Annotated in this window: 18 protein-coding genes; 6 read left to right on the top strand and 12 right to left on the bottom strand. The window is 39.6% G+C overall.

Annotation, left to right across the window (positions count from 1 at the left end; all coding sequences use genetic code 11):
• Positions 1-53: 53 nt before the first annotated feature.
• The 4 genes from FTV27_RS01005 to cxpE all read right to left on the bottom strand — a co-directional run bounded on the left by FTV27_RS01005 (position 54) and on the right by cxpE (position 6,363).
• Positions 54-2,468, bottom strand: coding sequence for a CSLREA domain-containing protein (locus FTV27_RS01005; RefSeq protein WP_180076798.1), 2,415 nt, complete (start codon positions 2,466-2,468; stop codon positions 54-56).
• 24 nt (positions 2,469-2,492) lie between these two features.
• Complete coding sequence (gene rbtA, locus FTV27_RS01000) at positions 2,493-4,304, bottom strand: rhombotarget A (protein WP_180076797.1); 1,812 nt, start codon at positions 4,302-4,304, stop codon at positions 2,493-2,495.
• A gap of 118 nt (positions 4,305-4,422) precedes the next feature.
• The gene (gene hda / locus FTV27_RS00995) at positions 4,423-5,127 is read right to left on the bottom strand and encodes a DnaA regulatory inactivator Hda (protein ID WP_078190380.1); all 705 of its coding nucleotides are present in this window, start codon (positions 5,125-5,127) and stop codon (positions 4,423-4,425) included.
• Positions 5,128-5,145: 18 nt separating this feature from the next.
• Positions 5,146-6,363: a chloramphenicol efflux transporter CxpE gene (gene cxpE / locus FTV27_RS00990; RefSeq protein WP_180021921.1), complete on the bottom strand. Its 1,218-nt coding sequence runs from the start codon at positions 6,361-6,363 to the stop codon at positions 5,146-5,148.
• A gap of 135 nt (positions 6,364-6,498) precedes the next feature.
• On the opposite strand from cxpE, the gene purM reads away from it, so the two are divergent.
• From purM to FTV27_RS00975, 3 genes are all read left to right on the top strand, one after another.
• Positions 6,499-7,569 carry a phosphoribosylformylglycinamidine cyclo-ligase gene (purM, locus tag FTV27_RS00985; RefSeq protein ID WP_078190382.1) on the top strand — a complete coding sequence of 357 codons (1,071 nt, stop codon included), beginning with the start codon at positions 6,499-6,501 and terminating at the stop codon, positions 7,567-7,569.
• Positions 7,570-7,578: 9 nt separating this feature from the next.
• On the top strand, positions 7,579-8,208 hold the full coding sequence (gene purN, locus FTV27_RS00980; RefSeq protein ID WP_180059245.1) for a phosphoribosylglycinamide formyltransferase: 630 nt from the start codon (positions 7,579-7,581) through the stop codon (positions 8,206-8,208).
• 282 nt (positions 8,209-8,490) lie between these two features.
• Positions 8,491-8,928 (top strand): META domain-containing protein, encoded by a 438-nt coding sequence (locus tag FTV27_RS00975; protein WP_180076796.1) that lies wholly within the window; start codon positions 8,491-8,493, stop codon positions 8,926-8,928.
• An 82-nt stretch (positions 8,929-9,010) separates the two neighbouring features.
• On the opposite strand, the gene FTV27_RS00970 is transcribed toward FTV27_RS00975, so the two are convergent.
• Positions 9,011-9,820, bottom strand: coding sequence for an alpha/beta fold hydrolase (locus FTV27_RS00970; protein ID WP_180059246.1), 810 nt, complete (start codon positions 9,818-9,820; stop codon positions 9,011-9,013).
• Complete coding sequence (sppA, locus tag FTV27_RS00965; RefSeq protein ID WP_078190385.1) at positions 9,817-10,842, bottom strand: signal peptide peptidase SppA; 1,026 nt, start codon at positions 10,840-10,842, stop codon at positions 9,817-9,819. Before sppA ends, FTV27_RS00970 begins: the two co-directional genes overlap by 4 nt.
• A 127-nt stretch (positions 10,843-10,969) precedes the next feature.
• On the opposite strand from sppA, the gene FTV27_RS00960 reads away from it, so the two are divergent.
• Entirely contained in the window at positions 10,970-11,941 is a 972-nt protein-coding gene (locus FTV27_RS00960) for a lysophospholipid acyltransferase family protein (protein ID WP_180076795.1), read from the top strand.
• 32 nt (positions 11,942-11,973) lie between these two features.
• On the opposite strand, the gene FTV27_RS00955 is transcribed toward FTV27_RS00960, so the two are convergent.
• The 3 genes from FTV27_RS00955 to FTV27_RS00945 all read right to left on the bottom strand — a co-directional run bounded on the left by FTV27_RS00955 (position 11,974) and on the right by FTV27_RS00945 (position 16,451).
• Positions 11,974-14,433 (bottom strand): DNA internalization-related competence protein ComEC/Rec2, encoded by a 2,460-nt coding sequence (locus FTV27_RS00955; RefSeq protein ID WP_180076794.1) that lies wholly within the window; start codon positions 14,431-14,433, stop codon positions 11,974-11,976.
• Between the two features lie 106 nt (positions 14,434-14,539).
• On the bottom strand, positions 14,540-15,223 hold the full coding sequence (gene lolD / locus FTV27_RS00950) for a lipoprotein-releasing ABC transporter ATP-binding protein LolD (protein ID WP_168378071.1): 684 nt from the start codon (positions 15,221-15,223) through the stop codon (positions 14,540-14,542).
• The gene (locus FTV27_RS00945; protein ID WP_078190389.1) at positions 15,216-16,451 is read right to left on the bottom strand and encodes a lipoprotein-releasing ABC transporter permease subunit; all 1,236 of its coding nucleotides are present in this window, start codon (positions 16,449-16,451) and stop codon (positions 15,216-15,218) included. Before FTV27_RS00945 ends, lolD begins: the two co-directional genes overlap by 8 nt.
• A gap of 28 nt (positions 16,452-16,479) precedes the next feature.
• Here FTV27_RS00945 and FTV27_RS00940 point away from each other — a divergent pair, with 28 nt between their 5' ends.
• Complete coding sequence (locus tag FTV27_RS00940; protein ID WP_078192054.1) at positions 16,480-17,049, top strand: PilZ domain-containing protein; 570 nt, start codon at positions 16,480-16,482, stop codon at positions 17,047-17,049.
• A gap of 7 nt (positions 17,050-17,056) precedes the next feature.
• Here FTV27_RS00940 and FTV27_RS00935 read toward each other — a convergent pair whose 3' ends face one another.
• Complete coding sequence (locus FTV27_RS00935) at positions 17,057-17,962, bottom strand: DMT family transporter (protein WP_180003316.1); 906 nt, start codon at positions 17,960-17,962, stop codon at positions 17,057-17,059.
• Positions 17,963-17,967: 5 nt separating this feature from the next.
• Positions 17,968-18,456 (bottom strand): YaiI/YqxD family protein, encoded by a 489-nt coding sequence (locus FTV27_RS00930; protein WP_372491130.1) that lies wholly within the window; start codon positions 18,454-18,456, stop codon positions 17,968-17,970.
• 266 nt (positions 18,457-18,722) lie between these two features.
• Between FTV27_RS00930 and FTV27_RS00925 the strand changes: the two genes are divergently transcribed.
• A complete protein-coding gene (locus FTV27_RS00925; RefSeq protein ID WP_180076793.1) occupies positions 18,723-19,655 on the top strand; it encodes a hypothetical protein in 933 nt (310 codons plus the stop codon).
• A 605-nt stretch (positions 19,656-20,260) separates the two neighbouring features.
• On the opposite strand, the gene serC is transcribed toward FTV27_RS00925, so the two are convergent.
• The gene (serC, locus tag FTV27_RS00920; RefSeq protein WP_180076792.1) at positions 20,261-21,340 is read right to left on the bottom strand and encodes a 3-phosphoserine/phosphohydroxythreonine transaminase; all 1,080 of its coding nucleotides are present in this window, start codon (positions 21,338-21,340) and stop codon (positions 20,261-20,263) included.
• Between the last annotated feature and the right edge of the window lie 166 nt (positions 21,341-21,506).

Genomic DNA, 21,506 nt, shown 5'->3' with positions numbered 1-21,506 from the left:
AATTACATTAGTTAAGCCATAAAAAAGCCTCTTATCGAGGCTTTTTTATTGTATTACTTGCTCAACCGACGCTGACGATACATACCTAAACCAATCAGTGTCAACAGCCCAAATAATCCCATCGAACCACCGCCGCTAGAAGAAGAGTTGGTGTTTTTCGCGGTATTCTTAAGGGTCAAAATTGCATTGTTTGATGCAATGGCGTCACTATCGACAACGCTATATTCAACAGGATAGTCAAACTGACTAAAGCCATTTTTTACAGAGAAGGTAATCTTGCCACCGTAGCAAGTTTCCTTTAAATAACTTGCTGGGCAACTGCCACTATACTCAGCTTCAAAGTTTAAACCTGCTGGGATTTTCGTAAAACGAATTGGGATAATTTGACCTTCTTCATTTTTATGCCATACCGATTTACCCGTTGGCATAGATGCAACTGGACCATCACCATCATCATTAGCATTTTCTAATAAATTATTGACGGTAACAGACAAATTATTTGACGGACTAATCGTATATTGCGCAGCTTTGGCCACTGGGGTCATATTTTTAAATGCCACACGTACTACACCAGAGGATTCCGCCTGACTCCCTGTCTTTTGTTTTAGCGTATATTTACAAAAACCGTATTCGGTAGGCGCTGTTGTTGCCCCACTGGTGCGATATATAACGATTTGTTTTATTCCAGCATCCCAATCACAGTGCAGGTCATGTGGTGGATTACCCACAATACTTGCTTCGCCTGTACTAGACACCGTAATTTCACTACCAATGCCGATTGGTGAAGTCGTCACGGTATAGTTGTCAGCATTTAAGGCAATTTGTCGTGTTTCAGCACTTCCGTTCACAGACTCTTCTTGAGGTAATGATGCTGGGAATGGATCAAAATAAACTGCACGATATTTGAGGTTATTTTTTAATGCACTTAATACCGCTTCGTACTTTGTTAAATCATCCTGATTGGCAACTTTATATTCTGCATAATTTGGATCTTCGATATCCTTTTTCAAACTATCAATTGTATTTTGATACTTATCTTGCAGAGCTGTTAAAGACTCATTGGTAATATCTGCCATATCTGCTGCGGTTAAATTCATTAACTCAACCGAACCAATATCACATGTGTTTCTTTGCGTAGGTGATAACTGTAAAGTACCATCTGTGATCCGCAAAATGCCCCGTTGATCCGCATCACTACAGCCGTCTAAGCCAAGATTGATTAAGTCAAAACCACTGCCGATCGCTTTCGGATAATACAAAGGTAAATACAAATTATAAGCAGATTTTGTTTGTAGGGCGCTTAACAAAGTCCCCATAGCATAGCTACTTACATCATGGTTTTGCAGAAAGCTTTCCGTACTATTCAGCACACTTTCTGGTAAATCACACTGTGCGGCTGCCAGTTCAAATGCATTATTACTTGCCACAAATTTTTGACCATTATCAGGTACTGCATTATTAAGATAACGACAAGATTTTCCACCAGTATTGTAGGCCAATACATTGAAATACCAAGCCTTTGTACCATTGTTATCATAATAATAGGTACTAGCCGCATTGTTCTCGACTATTGTATTACTGGTTAAAACGAAGCTAGAAAAAGCACTTAAACGTTCCGTTCCCTGAGAAATGGCGCGGATAATACTACCCGTACTTGGATTTGCTTGGTTTTTTGCAATCGTATTTGCTGTCAGTTCAACCTTGGCATTTCCACAGAAGTCCATCACACTATTGCTCGTCGATGAACCATTTTGAAAAATACTGCTTTGCTGGAACACAATTTCAGGCTGAGTATCCCCCAAGTTCCCGATACAATCCATAGCGACAACACTACCTTTAGGTGCGATGTTGCCCTGAACTAAACTGCTCACCAATAATGTTTTTTTCGACATATTATGCGCAACGGAGTAGATTGCACCGCCAGCAACTTTGGCTTGAGAGTTTTCAATTGCACCATTATTTAAGGTAAATGCTCCCCCTAAATACAAGGCACCACCACGGTCTTCTGCCATCCCGCCAGTAAGGCGTACATTATTGACGATAAAGTTGGCTTCTGAGCGTGAAGTATTAAAAATACGCGATTTGCCTTGGGCATTAATCGTCGTTCTAATATCCTCATAGGCAGGAAATTTCTGTGTCAGTAAATTTTTTGAATCATAGTTAAAGCGACTTTTCCCCTCTATCACGATCTGATTTAGAGGAACTAACTCACCTTTAGTCAGAAGATATTCACCTGCTTCAAGTTGAATATAATCGGTCTGCCCATTATTTGGATTACCGACATTACATCCACCAAAAGATTTGTTTTTACGTGCAGTTTCAATCGCTTCACGTAAAGAACATTGATTGAGATTTTCACCATTTTCATCCTCAAAGGTCGTAACTTTGATGATATTACTTGTCGCTGCCATAGATGACATAGCCGCAAGGACCATGACCGCCAGCAATCCTTTTTTATAATTTTTCATGTGCTGTCCTTAATTCTATCCAGACTATTTTTTAAAGCGACGGAAACCGACTAAGCCAAGCAGCGCAAAAATACTCGCCCAGCCTAGAGCACCACCCGAAGTTTTAACGGTTTTACTTTCCATTTCATTGTTTGGTTCTTGGAAAATACGCACTTCTGCAGCTAAATAATTTTTTGCCGAAGTATTAAAACGGGTTGAAGACGTCACCACACGCAATTCAAAAATATCTGCGCCATGCCAATTTCCATTTGGCGTGTATTCAAAATCACCATTCAAATTCAGTGTAAATTTACCTTTAGATTCGGTGCTTTGTACAATTATTGGACAACCATCTTGCCATGGTTCACCCGTTGGATTTGCCATACCCATCACTTTTGTACATTCTTCTTTTGGAATTAAATCACTGTCACCTAAAGCATCTAAGATATTAAACTTCGCCACTTCACCTGTACGAATGTCTTTACCTAATCGAGGCATGCTCACAGGAACCACAATTTCGATTGCACCACGATCACACCAAACATCATCCAAATTACGATTTTTTCCTCGCTGATCAGAAGACTCGCAATACACATGATGCTCATTGCCATCTGCTGTGGTCTTCCCCTTATTTAATATCGGGCTTGAGAAAATCGTTTCGTAATCTAATAAAATACGAGGACGTAAATAACCAATAAATGCGTTATTTGCTGTGGTAAATGGACAGAAAAGTGCATTACGATCTTCTGTTAAGGTTTTACAGCTACCTTCATCTTCACCCGCAATTAAACTCGTCCCAGACCATACATCATTTAAATTTGCAGCAGGCCCAACAGGACAACTCGCAGCCACTAAGTTGTTATAAAAAACAGATTGGTCTGTTCCTGAGTTCACGACTTTGCAATCTTGAGCGGTACCACTGAGCGCATTACCAATCACCACACTATTGGCTAAATAAGCATGCTCAGAGGTACTATTTAGTTCGATACCGCCACTGTTCTTCAGTACTGTAATATTATTGAGTGCTAAACCATCACGTAAGTTGACAGCAAAACCTTTGTTTTTGAAAAAGGTACTATTGGCAATGATATTTTGAGGGTTACTGAACACCAACTTGCTGATGTCTGCGAGCCCATTTTGATTGTAAACAATCGCTCGACCAGAAGTGCTTTCATTATTTTTGAACAAAGATGTATAGATTTCATAAGCCGGTGCTTCTGAGTAAATTGCACCACCATCTACCGCTTTGTTGTTTTGAAAAATCGTGGTTCGTATATATAGACGGCTTGCTACAGCTGCGCCATCTTCTGAAAATCCAACATTGTAGATTGCACCACCAAGTCGTGCATAGCCATCTTCAAACTTTACATTTTCAAGTGTGAGTTTTTCATTATTAAAAATGATGCCGCCTTTATCAGCACATTGATCTTGCTTACATCCTTTAAATGAAATTTCTTTAAAATTGATCGCAAGTAGTTCTTTTTCGCCATCATTAATATTAAAAATTTGATCCTTACCCGTCATTTCAATGACGGCATTATTAAGACCGAGTACGACATCTTCATTGACGTTACTGTCATACGCCGTTTTCAGATTCAGTTCTGCTTTAATATCAATTTTTTTAGTGAGTTTATAAACTTCATTTTTTTTCAGAGAAATTGAGGCATAGGCGTCTTTACCTCCGCAACCATTATATCCGGCTTCTGGCATACCATTATTGATATATTCTATGGCTTCACGAAGTGAACATTCCTTGTCATCCTTTACAACATCTTCAGTGGTTGTAACGATAATTTCTGCGCTAAATGCATGACCTGCTATGAGAAGCATGCCAATGCCTATGCTCTGTTTGAGCATATCCATCTCCTTAAATATTTTTTATCTTTTTATTCTTAAGTTGCACAATCCTTGCAACATTAAAATATTTTTATGTACTTTGTCACAGCTTGAGTAATTACTCAAGAATTTTTATTGCTTACCGATATTCATCAATTAGGGCAAAAATCTGTCTTAAATTTGCATGACTCAATTTGACTTTTTCACCTTTTAACATCTGAATCAGTTGTTCTAAAGATCTAAGTAAAATGGATGCCTGATGCGGCCCATGTGCCAACAAATAATCTACAATTTGTTGATCCATATGGATGCCACGTCGCGCCAAAACAGAGTTTACGAGTGCTTGTCGGTCTGCGTATAAGCTACCATTCGGCACTTTCACACTAACAGCCTGAGTTAATCTAGACTGTAGGTCTGGCAGTTCAAGTTTGAGTTCAATTGGCGCCAGCCGAGATGAAAAGACCAATTGACCACCTTCTTCGTTATTATAATTAATCAGGTGAAAAACAGCTTTTTGCCAATGTGGAACTCCGCTAATCGCTTCAATATCGTCTAAAGCCACCAAGTCATAGCGATCGAGCGAAGTAATCGCTTCAGTGGGAGCATCTAGCAATTCAAGCAATGAAACTTGAATTGCTGATTTGCCAATTTCTAAATAGGAGTCACATATTGCAGACAGTAAATGGCTTTTTCCTGTGCCAGCTCCACCATAGATATAGAAACGATTCATTAAACCAGCATGTAACTGACGAACACCATCGATTACATGCCCCCAACTCGGCCCAGAAAAATCACTAATTCGGGCATCGAGTTGTGGTTCTATATCTAGCTGCAATTGACGCATATCTATATTTTGGCCTTATCAATCTTTATGTTCTGATCTTTCAATGTTACTCGAAATTTCAGGATCTTGCAGCGAATTTGCAGACTGATTTTTGAGCTCAATATCGACAGCAACTTGATTGGTTTCTACGTTTAAAGTGCCACTTGCAGCATCATTTACGACAAGTACATCATTTCGGTATAAATTACTTTTCTCGTAATTTTCGCGTGCATGACGTAATAAGACCACAATAATCGCTGCAACGGGTAGTGCAATGAGCATTCCGAGGAGTCCTGCCAATTGCGCGCCTGCAAGGACTGCAAATACCACTGCCACAGGAGACAAACCAATTTTGTCGCCTAATAAGAAAGGCTGTAAAATATAACCTTCTATTGCCTGTCCTACCATGAATACCACCAGTACTAAGGCCAAATGCACCCAATCCAAACCGAATTGGAACAAGCAAGCCACAATTGCCGAAATAATACCTACCGCAAAACCCAAATACGGAATAATACTGGCTAGACCCGCAATCATCCCAATGATGATACCAACCTCAATACCGACTAATTGGAGTCCAACCGCATAAACAACGCCCAATAAGAACATTACCAAGAATTGGCCTTTTACAAATGCACCTAAAACTTCATGACATTCGCCCACGATTGTGAGCGTGCTTTTTTCATATTTACGTGGAATAAGTCGACGCATGTTTTCTAACATACGCTCCCAATCTAATAAGAAATAGAAAGCTATGATTGGAATTAAGACAATCGTGCCACCAATCTGTATGAAATTCAGACCCGATTGTGCCACTTTTAACAACATGGCTTGGATACTGTCTGCACTATAGTTGGTTTGAATATACTCCATGATCGCTGCTGACATTTGCTCTGTATCAATTTCCATCGGTACAAGATTAAATGTCTCTGATAACCACGGCAGGAATGTATAGTTGACCCAATGAATATTGCTTGGAATATTGTTTTTCGCATACATCAACTGTTCCCATACCAGTGGTACGAGGAACCACATTGAAAGGAATATAGCGACACCAATTCCAATAAAGACCAAACTGATAGATAACCAGCGCGGCAAGCCAATATTATGTAATTTATCGACTAAAGGGCTAAATAAATATGCAATTAGAAATGCGCCGATAAAAGGAACAACTACAGGCTTTAATAAGTATAAAACCCATATGATCAATGCTATCCCAGCAAGAATAAATATTCGGCGCAAGGTGCGATCACCCATATAAAGTCACCTTTTTTCAATGTAATCGTTATAGAAAGGAAAATATTTTAATAAAGATAACATTTTAGTGCGAAATAGCATAAGAGTTTTGCATATTCAGGTTATAATCCCCCGCGCGAATGCGGAGACTTCATTATGAGCAACTCAACTTCTACCCCAAACACTGGTTTAAGCTACAAAGATGCAGGTGTCGACATTGAAGCGGGCGACGCGTTAGTCGATCGTATCAAATCTGTCGCGAAACGTACTGCACGTCCTGAAGTAATGGGCGGCCTAGGCGGCTTCGGCGCTCTTTGTAAAATTCCTAAAGGTTATGAAGAACCTGTTCTCGTATCTGGCACAGATGGTGTTGGTACAAAATTGCGTTTAGCATTGAATTTGAACCGTCATGACACAATTGGTCAAGACTTGGTTGCAATGTGCGTAAACGATCTTCTTGTATGTGGTGCTGAACCACTGTTCTTCCTTGACTACTATGCAACTGGCCACCTCAACGTTGACGTTGCAGCAAATGTTGTGACTGGTATCGGTGCGGGTTGTGAACTTGCAGGCTGTGCATTGGTTGGCGGTGAAACTGCTGAAATGCCAGGTATGTATGAAGGCGAAGACTATGACCTTGCAGGTTTCTGCGTAGGTGTAGTTGAGCAAAGTAAAATTATTGATGGCTCTAAAGTTAAAGCGGGTGACGTTTTAGTTGGTGTTGCATCTTCTGGCGCACACTCAAACGGTTACTCACTTCTTCGTAAAATTTTAGATGTGAAAAACGTTGACCTTACTCAAATCGTTGATGGTCGTCCACTTGCAGATACAGCAATGGAACCAACACGTATTTATGTAAAACCAATTCTTCAGTTATTGAAAGAAGTGGATGTACACGCTATGGCGCACATCACAGGCGGCGGTTTACCGGGTAACTTACCTCGCGTACTGCCAAATGGTGCTCAAGCGGTAGTCAATGAAGCATCTTGGGAATGGCCAGAATTATTCAAACTACTTCAAAAAGAAGGTGGTGTTGAACAATTTGAAATGTACCGCACATTTAACTGTGGCGTAGGTATGGTTCTCGTGGTTGATGCAGCCGATGCTGACAAAACTGTTGAATTACTCAATAGCCTTGGCGAAAAAGCATTCACAATGGGTCACATTGCAGATAATGCTGAATCTGTTGAAGGCGCTGACGAAAAAATCCGTGTAGTTTTCGCATAAGCAACGTTCATGATTAAAATTGCTGTACTTGTTTCAGGCAGCGGATCTAACCTGCAAGCCCTGATCGATGCCAATCTATCAGGTCAAATCATTGGGGTGATTTCCAATAGACCTGACGCTTTTGCACTGCAACGTGCAAGAAAAGCAAATATTGCAACTGCAGTCATTGAACATAAGCAATATCCAAGTCGTGAAGCTTTTGATGATGTGATGCATCAACAACTGCTCGACTGGGATGTTGATTTGGTCATTTTGGCAGGCTTTATGCGCATTTTAAGCGCAAAATTTGTCAAAGCATGGGAAGGAAAAATGATTAACATCCACCCTTCTCTGCTGCCAAATTATAAAGGAATGCATACTCATCAACGTGTTTTAAACACCGGTGATGTCTTCCATGGCTGTACAGTTCACTATGTGACTGCAGAGCTGGATGCTGGTCAAGCGCTTGCTCAAGGCGTGCTTAAAGTCAATGTGCATGATCATGCTGAAAGTCTGGCAGATCGGGTTCACGTGCTTGAGCATGTGATTTACCCTCAAGTGGCAGAATGGATTTGTAATGGCACCATTCAACACACTGAAAACGGTGTTTTATATCGTGGCGAGCCTTTGCAACAACCTGTTCAATTCTGTAAGTTCTAAGCAACTGTATAACTTAACAATCAACGCATCTTAGGGTGCGTTTTGTTTTTTAAGGACCAAATAAAACTCTATTTATTACTAAAATCTAAAATCTAAAATCTAAAATCTAAAATCTAAAATCTAAAATCCATTTTTGCAGAATGTTCAACTTTATGATCAATATGTAGTTTTTAGTTAAATTAAAACTTTTAGCATCATTAAAATAATAAGCTTATATTGCAATTAGAAAACCTTATAAATCTAGAAATATTACATCCTTCAAACAAAAGTGGAGAAAATCACATGTTAAAATCCATCACACTGGCGACTTGTGCATGTATAACACTGGGTATGATTGGTTGTGCTACGACATCAAATCCAGCTACTGATCGTAATTTAGATAAATTACAAAACAAAAATTGGGTTGCGAGTGAAATTCAAGGCGTTAAGATTGAAGCTGACCCTAACAATTCGAACGTACCCACCATCACTTTCGACGATACTCGTGTAAGTGGTTCTGATGGTTGTAATCGATTCATGGGTGGTTACGCTGTGCAAAACACAAAAATCCAATTTTCAAACCTTGCTACAACACAAAGAGCGTGTTTGACTGCGACAAATATTCCTCAACATTTTTCGCAGGCATTGAGCCAAGTTACTCATTATGATGCCTCTAAAGATCATTTGAAATTTTTAGATGCCAACAACAAAGTTGTTTTACAATTTGAAAATGCGAAATAAATCTCAAAAGTAGAAAGTAGAATGTTTCATTCATAAAAAAGCACTCTATAGAGTGCTTTTTTTGTGTTGTCGTTTTTAAGGTTCAATGATGACGCTTAGACGATTTAAGTAAATCTTTGATCAATTCCACAGTTTCTACAGGATGTTCTAAGGGGAACATATGACTCCCCGCAGCAACTTTAAATGGAATCGCAAATTTTTTCTCTACCATTTGTGGAAAGTGCCGAGCTAAAAATGGTCCCTGCTCTGCAATTAACTGCTGTACAGGTACTTGCGGTTGAGCATGAGGTAACCACCACAGTGAAGGATTGGTTCGAAAAATATGAACTTCATCATCACGTGAAATCGTCAATTCCACCCCACCACGCAGTTTATCGTCCATCAAGGCATGATCAATATAAGCTTGATAACAGTCTGGATCGAAATCTTTATAAAAACCTTTCGGCCTTAAAAGCTCTGCTGCTTGTTCACGGCTGTCCCAATGATCACGACGACGCTTCGACAATCCTGCTGGGGACATTTTATCGAGGACTTTAAGTTTGAGGAGTTTTGCGATGTGCAAAGCAAAAGACTCTTTCCCCATGATCATAGGCGGATCAATCATTAACACTTGTTCAAACAATTCTGGGCGTTGTAAAGCAGCCTGAAATGTTAAAACCGAACCTAATGAGTGACCTAATCCAATAACCTTACGACCATTGGCCTGACGTACAATACTGTCAATGACTTGCTGTGTTAAGCTCTTCCAATGGTTATCGATTGGGTAACGCTTATCTGGCCCAAGTAACGGCACATAGATCACATCATATTCATCACTCAGTAAATCAAACAATTTTTGATAAACCCGTGATGGCACGCCATTGGCGTGCGCAAAATGAATTAACGGTTTCATTGTAATTTCGTGCTGTTTTCAGATTGAACCTGTTGTGACAATGCGCTTGCCAAACCTTGACCAAATGAACTTCCCATACGACCTAGTACAGAATCAAACGGACTATTTTCAATGGTGTAGTTCACGGCTTTTTCAGTTTTTAATTCACGTTTCAGGCTATTTAAACTACCTGTACGGTCAGCAATACCTAGCTTCACAGCCTGATCACCCGTCCAAAATAAACCTGAGAAAATAGCTGGATCATTTGATTTTAATTTCTTACCGCGACCTTCCTTCACTGCATTAATGAAATGCGCATGAACATTATCGAGTACACCTTGAACATGTGCTTTTTGTGCTGCATCTACAGGTTGAGTCATGGATAAAATGGCTTTGTTCTCACCCGAAGTCATGGTGCGATCTTCTACACCGAATTTTTGCATCAAACCACTAACACCATAATTCGGCATAATCACGCCAATCGAACCCACTAAACTTGAAGGATTGACAATAATTTCATCTGCCGCAGACGCAATATAGTACGCACCTGAAGCGCCTGTATCACCAATAATGGCATACAGTTTTTTATCGGTATGGGCTTTTTTCAAGTACTGAATTTCTTGCCAAATTTCATCAGACTGAACAGGTGAACCACCCGGTGAATTAATATTGAGAACAACCGCTTTGCTTTGTTTATTTTCATAAGCTTTTTTCAGAGCTTTGATGGTATTTGCACTGTTTACACTTTGCTTGTCCGCTGCAATGGTCCCAATGATATCAACCACGGCAATATGTGAACCCGCTGTTGCTGCAGGATCAGATGACGACATGCTGCAACTTTTTGCCATCGCAATGATAATAAATAGCAAATAAGCAAAGGTTAAAAATTTAAAAAATATACCCCATCTACGTGCTCTACGTTGTTCTTCAACGGAAGAAAGCACGGCTTTTTCTAATATTTTCCATTCATTTCCAGTTGGCTGCTGAATATTGTTTGAAGAACTTTGCTGTTTTTCTTCAGGTTTTGGTGGCCATTCGGACATAAAAAAACCCATTTGATCGTTAATTTGTAGTCATTATATACACGCTAATCGCTATAACTGTCTAATCAATTCATTTTCCCCTATAATTATTTTAAATTTTCTTTCATTTCTTTCAGACTTAAATAAGATGACCGACCAAAATTCACAGGACACCACATATCACCTGTTAAAATTTATCAGCCGTCAACCTATTCAAATTTCAAGATTAATTGCAAAAGGTTTGGCTGGGTTAGTCAATGTTTTAAAAATCTCTAAAACCTACTCTACGATTCAACGCAATCTCAAAATTGCATTGCCTGAATTATCAGAGTCAGCTCGCATTCAACTCACTAAACAAGCGATTCGAAACGAACTTTGTTCTTATTTTGAATTTTTTAATATTTGGGGTGCAAGTACAGAAAAAAATATTCAACGGATTCATCACGTACATGGCGCTGAATATTTACATGAAGCGCTCGCCCTAAAAAAAGGCGTTGTACTCGTAGTACCACATTTTGGTACTTGGGAAATAATGAATGCATGGGTTGCGCAGTACACTCAAATGACCATCATGTACAAGCCGGTAAAAAGCGAATCTGCCAACAATTTTGTCCGTGCTGCTCGAAGCCGTGAGCAAGCAATATTGGTTCCTACGGATGAATCAGGTGTACGTCAGATTTTCAAAGCCTTAAAACAAGGTGGGACGACTGTGATCTTGCCAGACCATACCCCCAATGCCGGCGGCGAAATGATTCCATACTTTGGTATTCCACTAAAAACCAGCAACTTAAGTGCAAAACTAATTCAAAAAACCAAAGCACGTGCGCTCTTACTATATGCCATTCGTAACGATAATCATGGTTTTGATATGCATATCGAACCTATGGATGAGAATATCTATCAAGGCAATGCAGATGATGGCTCAATAGTTATCTTTAAAGCAGTGGAAAATCTAATTCATCGTTATCCAGAGCATTATCACTGGAGCTATAAACGCTTTAAAGCCAATCCAAAATTGAGAAATCTATACAATATTAGTGATGAAGAAGCCGCTCAACGCATTCGTGATATTCGTGAGGAATATCAAAGACAGCAAAAAATTAAAAATGTGGCAGAATGACATTTTCAAACAATATACTTGAAGTAGTTTTTCTATTCGGATTCTTTAGATAGCCTGCGATATAGATCGAGCCATTTATACTTTGTCCGCTCTTCAATTAGTTCAATTTGCTGTTTATTTTGCTTGAAATGGATACTTCCACTTTGTGCAGTTTGCAAAAGTGGAATGTCTAATTGTTTGAGACGTGTTTGGGTCATCTTTGCAGGATGTCCATAACGATTAAATCGCCCCGCAGAAGCAATCGCCAACTTGGGCTTAAAATGGTTTAAAAACGCATAGGATGAACTGTGCCGACTACCATGGTGTCCGAGCACCAAGACATCGACTTTTAGGTCTGGATAATCACTTAATATTTGATATTCAGTCTCCCAACCGGCATCCCCCATCAATAGAAAATGTCGTGGGCCATTTACGCCTTTGACCGTGACATATAGAACACAAGAACGTTCATTGGCATTCCATTTGGCATCTGTCAGATCTTCAGGCTTTGGCGAGAGTATTTCAAAATAGACTTGCTGATCCCAATTCCACTGCTGACCACGCTGACATAAGCGCTGTGGAGCTTGGTTTATGGTTTGTACCCGCTCATTACTTGAAAGCTGTCCAATATCAAGCTGTTGCTCCAATGAGAAAAAGCCACCACTATGGTCTTGATCTAAATGAGTCAATAACACCCGATCTAGTCGATGGACACCATTCACACTCAAAAATGGCCGGATGATATTTTGCCCGACACTAAATTGACTTTCATCATAGTTTCCACCGAAGTCTACCATCATATGATGATCTACAGAACGGATATAGATCGCCTGCCCTTGCCCCACATCTAAAATTGAAAGTTGAAAATTTGCTGAATTTTTCCATGGAATAAACAGAGCAAAAAAGGCAATGACCGACCAATATTTTGGCAAGATACCTTCAGGTAAAAATAAGATCACAATAGCCAATATCAACAGTAGGATCTGAGTTGACGTCAATGCGACATCTTGCATTTTTGGTGCAAAGAGTCGATCTAAGCCATAGAGAAATACATGCAATATCTCTAAACACAGATCATTGAATAAAAAAACCAATTGCGCCAGAGGAGTCGAAATATAAGAAAGTGCCCCTCCGATGATATCTAAAGGAACCACCACAGCCCCTAACCACGGGATGGCAAATAAATTACTTAGTGGGCTAATCCACGTGACTTGCTTGAAAAAAATCACCATCAATGGAAATAAGGCGATAAAGATTTTCCATTGTGATTCCACCATCAACCACATTGAATGTTTTAACTTTTGCCAAAAACTGGCTTCCTCTTGAGCCAGTAAATGCTTCCTTAAGGTTTGATAAATCCGCAGTAAAATAAAGCATGCGCCATAAGACAACCAAAATGCTGCGGATAAAATACTAAAGGGATCCACAAGCAATAAAATTGCGGCACTAAAAACCAGCAGTTGAAAAGGCTGAATGGTTTGCCGTAACAAAAGTATGCTACTGGCGACTAGGCAGATCGTCAGCGTTCTCAGTGCCGGTATTTCAAAACCGGTAAATGCACAATATAGAAGGACACAAAAGATAAAGGGCACGACCAAAACATACTGTTTGGGCCATTTGAGATAAATTTTGGGACAATATTTTCGAATAGCTAACTGCATCACCCAACAAAGCATGCTGGCAAAAACAAGTACATGTGGACCAGATATCGCCAATAAATGACTCATCCCAAAGCGTTGAAATAATTCACTGGTGCCTTCAGTGAGTAAACTTTTATCGCCTGTAAGCAGTGCTAACAACAAGCCATGATTCCGCAGCGGTTGTTGATATATAAACGCTCTTAAATATAAACGTTGTTGTTCGACTTTTATTTTGAACTGGTGTAGCACACCTTGATGTCGTTGATACTGCTGCCCATAGCCCATCGCAACCATATGTCGAGGTGGTATAAGTTCGACCGACTTCACCTTTAAACTGGCATGTATATTTTGCTGTATACTCCACCTTTCTTGGTCAAATGCACCTTCGGTCACATAGCTTTGGGTAGGTCTTAACTCACCATACATACGATAGTATTGTCCAGGGACCAACTGAATCGTCTGTTCATTATTTTGCAAAATTGAATTGGGTAAATACGCCATAAAATATTGAATCTGCTGATTCATATTTAGCACTTCAATTTTTTGCTGAATTGCTTGGTCTTTGAGTTGGCTGATCTGTGGAATATACGCAATAAATTCGCCTTGTCTGCTCTGATGTTCAACCAATGCCAAACGCTGATCGAGTTGAGTATTGGCAAAACTAAAGCCGAGAATTGCGCCCATGCAAAGATTTGTACTGAGCTGTAAGATTTTCAAAAAAATACTTTTTAGTTTTGGTGAAATACAAAGCTGTAAACCTAGCCAAATAAGAACAATAAAAAGCAACTGAGCTGTCGAAATATGTGGATTCCAAAACCTGAACCCCATAAAAGAAATACCTAAAATCCAACCAATACAAAAACTTTGTAACATGAGTCGTCATTATTTTTATTATGTGCTGGCAATAATAAAGCCCACCGAGGTGAGCTTCAATCAAACAATCTTAATCCACTAATTTTTTACAAAATCAATTTAGCGCTTAGTCATCTACCCATAAACCATCTTGCATATGCAAAATCGCATCAGCAGATTGAGCTAAATATTCATCATGGGTCACAATTAGCATTGCCATGTTAAATTCTTTACGTAATTCAGACAGCAACTCAAAAATCCTCACCGCGGTTTTGCGGTCTAAGTTCCCTGTTGGCTCATCAGCCATCATCAACTTAGGTCTTGCTACCAATGCACGAGCCAAAGCCACACGTTGACGTTCACCGCCTGAAAGCTCACCCGGTTTGTGCGTCATGCGGTGGGAAAGTCCAACGCGTTCCAAAAGATATTCAGCTTGCTGCTTCACTTCTTTGAAGTTACTCGACTTACGTAACATCAATGGCATTGCCACATTTTCAAAGGCGGTAAATTCAGGCAGCAAGTGATGGAATTGGTATACAAAACCTAAATGCTCATTACGGATATAACCACGCTCTGCTTCACCTAAAGTGTCAAAGCGTTGACCATTAATCATCACTTGACCCGATGTTGGACGATCTAAGCCACCCAATACATGCAACAACGTACTTTTACCAGAACCACTTGACCCCACAATCGAAACAAACTCACCTGCTTTGACTTGTAATGAAAGTCCACGAATCACATCGACTGTAGACTTCCCATCGGTAAAAGATTTGGTAATGTTTTGGGCATCTAAAACTAAATTACTCATAGCGTAGAGCCTCTGCAGGTTGAACTTTAGCTGCACGTAATGCCGGATAAATAGTCGCGATAAAGCTAAGACCCAATGATAAAGATACAATCACCACAACATCTTGCCATCTTAAATAAGACGGTAAATAGTTGATGAAGTAAGCATCAAACATATTTAAGCCCAATGTTGTATTCAACCAACCGACTAAATTACTAATACTCGATGCAGCGATAATCCCTAAAATCGCCCCAGACACCGTACCAATCACCCCAATAACTGTACCTTGCACCATGAAGATCCGCGTGATTGTAGCCGGTGAAGCGCCTAGTGTACGCAAAATGGCAATATCGGATTTTTTATCAGTGACCACCATCACCAATGAAGACACGATATTAAATGCTGCAACCAATACAATCAGGAACAGCAATAAACTTACCATTGCCTTTTCCATTTGAATCGCACTGAACAGATTACCGTGCGTATAAGTCCAATCTGAAGCATAAAAGTTTGCAGGTAAATCACGCACAATTTCTTGAGATACTTGTGGCGCTGCAAAAATATCATCCAACTTCATACGGATGCCTTGTGCACCATCTGGCAGTCTTAATAAAGTCGACGCATCGTTCAGGGCCACATAGCCCATCATCGAATCAACTTCCGCACCAATACTGAAAATACCCACAATTTTAAATCGTTTAAAACGCGGAACAACGCCAGCCGGAGAAGGTGTTGCTTCAGGAAGCACTAAGGTCACACTGTCATTCAAGCCTAAACCTAAGGCATCTGTCATTTGCTTGCCAAGGACAATACCAAACTCACCTTTTTTCAGGTTATCGATACTGCCTTCCACCATATGGTCTTGGATAATTGATACTTTTTTTTCATACTGCGGTTCAATCCCACTGACCATAATGCCAGACACTTGACCTTGTGCCGTCAACATTCCCTGTAATTGGGTGAATGGTGCGACACCTTGAACATGCTCATGCTGCTCAATTTTTTTTGCAAGTTCAGGCCAATTTGTTAAAATTTGTGTTGAAGAAACAGTGGCTTGAGGTATCATTCCTAAGACACGAGTTTTCAGCTCACGATCGAAACCATTCATCACAGATAAAACTGTAATAAGGACTGCCACACCAAGCGTGAGGCCGATCATGGATACCAGAGCAATAAAAGAAATAAAGTGGTTACTGCGCCGAGCGCGAGTGTATCTCAACCCTATATACAGCGAGATTGGTTTAAACATAACCATCTAGTCCGAGGTAATATATATTATGGAAAACTTACAGCATCAAAGCGTTCAAACTGAACGCCGTGTAATGTCGCGTATCGATGCTGCTTTGCGCATCAACTATCAGATTATCTCTGATGATGTTGCACTGAATGATCCTTACGATCCTAATTTTGTATTGCCGCGCTATTTTCTACTACTTGCTGAATTAGATCAATTTGATCATGCACTCAACTACGAATTAGAACAATTAGCTGAGAAAGATCAACAAATTGCTCGAATCTTATCCTTATTTAACCAAAAGTTAAACCTTATTACGGGTTCTTTATACGACGCAATTGTACAAAGCATGTTACCAGTGCCTGAGCATGTGAATTTTTCAGAGACTGGTTTGAGCTTTTTTAGCGAACGCGCGATTAAAGAAGGTACTTATATCCATGTGACCTTAAGCCACCCTGAAAATTTCTTCCATATTGCGGCAACTGCGCAAGTGGTTTATAGCCGTGAAGAAGAAAGCAACTTATACCGTACGGGTGCCTATTTTATCACACTGCTCCCTCAAGACCGCGTCAAACTTGCAGAGTGTATCGCACTGACCCAAAACAAAGAGTGATTTTTAATCAATGTTTTAATTTGTGGGCGAGCTCTCTGTTCGCCCGAAAATCTTTATAAAAATAAACAAACAAGCCTGATAATAGAATCACAGCACCAAGTAAAACCATCAATGATAATTTTTCATCATTCAGTAAAGCACCAAAGAGCATAGCAAGCATGGGTGTGAGTACCGTTGTTAAAGACAAAGTTGTCGCTTTGATGTTTTGTACCAGTTTGAAATAACAAAACATGGCAATCAATGAAGCCATAATCACTGCATAAAATAAGCCAATGAGTGCTTTGGTCGAAGGCATCTGTGTCGGTGCATATTGCCAAATAAACGGTAGCATTGCAGCAGAAAATAGGGCTGAGATAAGAATCGAACCCGTGGCTTGAGACATGGGCTGCAATGGCGCATTGACTTTTTTCACCCAAAAAATCGACATACAGTAGACGAATACGCTCATTAACATTAAGATGATGCCAACAGGCTGTACGTGCTGATCACTGCCGCCCAAGCAAATAATGGCTAAACCACAGACGGCAATCAACATCCCAATCCATTGCAAGCGATGTAGATAGGTATGAAAGAAGAAACGACCAATCAGACCCGTCATAATTGGCGCTAAACCAAACATCAGGGCAATAATACCTGAGCTTAGATAGGCCGTTGCCATATAGGTAAAAATTTGAGAACCAATAAAACTAAATGCCCCCGCCAAATAACTGTGCAGCGAGGTTTTATCCATCGGCAGTTTATGTTTAAAAATAAACAATAATGCGACAGCCAAGGGTAATGCGATAAAAAAGCGTAATGTCAGTGCCCAAAACGCATTGATATCACTGACACTCCAAACGATGGCAAGTGGCGTGGTCGACCAAATGAACACCAACAACGCATAGGTCGTCGCTAGATTTGTTTTAGATGGCATGGTTTTTACTTCTGCGCCGTTTTACGTTTTTGCTTTTGAATAGTTTGATCTAAGCTGCTGGAAAATTCACGCTTATCTCGTTCAGAAATCGGTGCTGGACCACCGGTTTGCACACCTGCGCCCCGTAAAGTATCCATAAAGTCGCGTAAGTGTAGGCGAGCTTTGACATTTGCTGTGGTATAAATCTCTCCGCGTGGATGTATCGCTATACCGCCCCGCTCAATCACTTCAGCAGCAAGCGGAATATCCTGTGTCATCACGATGTCGTGCTCTTTCATGCGCTGAATAATTTCTTTATCCGCTGCATCTGCCCCGCTCATGACTTGAATTGAGTTAATCCGCACCGAAGGCGTTATCCCAACATTTTGATTGGCGACAAAAGTGACTTCTAACTGGTAACGATCAGAAGCCCGAATAATCACATCACGTAAAATGCGTGGTAACGCATCTGCATCCACCCATAATTTAAATGGCAGCACTGATTTTCCATTCACTTTTAAACATGACTCATAGTAACAAATCTACATGACATTTTGTGGATCTGCATCCGCTGAATGGATCTACATTTCTCTAATCATGAGAATCGAAAAGCTGCAAAATGAGTCCAACTTGGGCTTATTTTCCAATGCTTTTACATTTAAATCCTACTGAAAACATTTTTTATGCATGATTTCATGATAAATATGACGTCGGTGACTTGAAAATTTCAAATAACCCTCGATTTATTAATTATGAAACCAACCCAATATCAATTGTGCATATGAAAAAACAAAATAGCCCTGAAATTATCACTATTGAAGATCAAACTTTTGGTAGTCATGTTGAACATTGGAATTTGCTTACAGGCAACCCGACAACGGATGTACCAGTTTGGCTGGGTCAGGCATTGGATGCACCCATTATGCCGATGGGCTTATGCGCACAAGAATCTGATATGGATCAAAGTACATGGCTGATTCAAGGTCCATCTCAAGCGTCGATTCAACTGTGCCAAGTGATTGCGGTAGAAAATAATAAACCTAAAGCGGTTAAAACTGCATTTCCAAGTTTTGATAGCCCATATAAAACCAAAGCCACCATTGAACGTATTATTACCTGTAAATCCAATACACAAGCTGTGCTTTGCCTCGACTTAGGCGCAAATACCAGTGTGTATGCTTTTGATTGTTTATATAGCGTCAATCACGACCAATATGAAAAAGATGCAACCTACAGTGTGCAACTAAATGCTTGGGCCTATGAACTCGAAGCTGTCGCAGAACATGAACAATTGGTCGTCGATGATCCCGCATCGATTAAACATCATCGTGCTTTAAATGATATCTTGGCAGCAAATAATGGTATTGCCCCTGCAGACTTACACGAACAGATTAAAGCGTGGCAACCGAAGTCTGAAGATGACAAAGCACCAGTCACAGTCGATTTTTCTAAAATGGTTGCATACCTATATGGTGAAAATCTTGGACAAGAAGATGAAGCATGGTTCCAAGGGCATATAGTTGGCAAAACCGCCATGCAATTTAAAGAGCAAGACTATACGCTGTATGATGTGACCTTAATCCACGAAGAAAACCAAGAAGCGGTGATTGTTCGTGTTGCAACACGAAATCCGGCGCATAAAAATTTCAATGTTGGGCAATATATTCGTGGCAACCTGTGGATACAAGCCAATATTTACGCAAAATCAGCCTAATTTAAATTGAAAAAACCAATTTCACATAAAAAAAGCCGCCTCAGTGCGGTTTTTTTATTTCTCGCTAATCATGTGTATTCGCTGAATATTTAAATGATTGAATATTTCTTATCCATAAACCAGTCAATATATTCTATTTTTAAATTCAAATTAAAATAACTTATCCACAATATTAAATTCAAAATAATGCTGCTAAATAAATCCATCTGCAAAGGATAAAATATAAAAATCTAAAATAAATAAATAAGATAGGAAATTTATGAAACTAAATTTATCAATTCAGTTGCTTATTTTTAAATAAACTAAATAGTTTAGTAAGTTTACGGCAGATAGTACTTTATTTAATCAAATAATTATGTTAAAAATGCGTTTAAGAAATAGTAATTAACGATAAATAGATCGGAAAGAATATCTATGAAAGTCGTGCAAGAAGAAAACTTATCGCAAGTTGACCATCACATGGAATCTCGATATCAAATCGAGCCAATGTCCTGCTTATTTTTTATGTTAGGTATGCTGATTTGTGCATACGTTTTACATACTTTTATTTTTTAATCTATTCAATAAAAAAACCGGCATTTGCCGGTTTTTTTATGTCTTTAGGATTATGCGTTGCGTTTTGCAAAGTCATCCATAAAGTTAACCAGTGCTTGAACGCCTTCTAGCGGAACAGCATTATAAATACTTGCACGCATACCACCCACTGAACGGTGACCGGCTAAATTAAGCAAGTGGTTTTCTTCAGCTTCTTTTAAGAATTGTTTTTCCAATTCTGGATTTGCCAAAGTAAATGGTACATTCATGATTGAACGGAATTCTTTTGCAATTGGATTTGCATAAAAATCGCTTGAATCGATATAACCATAAAGCAATTCAGCTTTTGCCATATTCGCTTTATAAATTGCGTCTACACCGCCCTGCTCAAGTAACCATTCAAAAACGAGGCCAGATAAGTACCATGCATAAGTTGATGGTGTATTCACCATTGAACCATTTTTCGCTTGAGCTGAATATTTCAAGATACTTGGAATATCTGCTTTCGCTTGATCCAATAAATCATCACGAATAATCACTAAAGTTAAACCAGCCGGACCAATATTTTTCTGAGCGCCTGCATAGATTAAACCGAACTTAGAGACGTCTAATGGTGCAGATAAAATGCTTGATGAAAAATCGGCAACCAATGGCTTGTCTGTTTCAGGAATGTTGGCAAACTGAACACCTCCAATGGTTTCATTATCTGCATAATGCACATAAGCTGCATCATCAGATAAGTTCCAAGTGCTTTGATCAGTAATCGCAAGTTTACCGTCAATGGTGGTACCCGCTTCAACGACATTAATGTCGCCATAACGCTGTGCTTCTTTCAACGCTTTTTCAGACCAAATACCAGTGTGGATATAGTCTGCTTTGCTGTTTTTACCCAATAGGTTTAATGGGATCGCAGAGAATTGCAGTGATGCGCCACCTTGAAGGAATAACACTTTATAGTTGTCTGGAATATTCATCAGCTTACGAAGATCAGCTTCTGCTTTCTCTGCCACAGCGACATAGTCTTTACTACGGTGGCTCATTTCCATGATCGAAAGGCCTTTGCCTTGCCAGTCAAGCATTTCAGCTTGAGCTTTTTCTAAAACGGCAGTGGGTAATGCAGCAGGACCAGCACAGAAGTTGTACGCGCGCATGAGTTTTCCTTTCAAAGTGAAACACAATAAAATGATGGCATTTAACCATATCTGACGCGTGCTTGCAGTAGTTAAAGCTGAAAATATTCCAATGCTGTCTGACATTTAAAGTCAAAATTTCAATAAAGATCAAAATTAATTCTTCTTAATTCAAATTATTAGATTT

The organism is Acinetobacter sp. YH12251, assembly GCF_013417465.1.
Classification (GTDB): Bacteria; Pseudomonadota; Gammaproteobacteria; order Pseudomonadales; family Moraxellaceae; genus Acinetobacter; species Acinetobacter amyesii.
The sequence above is the reverse complement of the archived record's forward strand: the minus strand, read 5'-3'. Positions and strand labels throughout refer to the sequence as shown.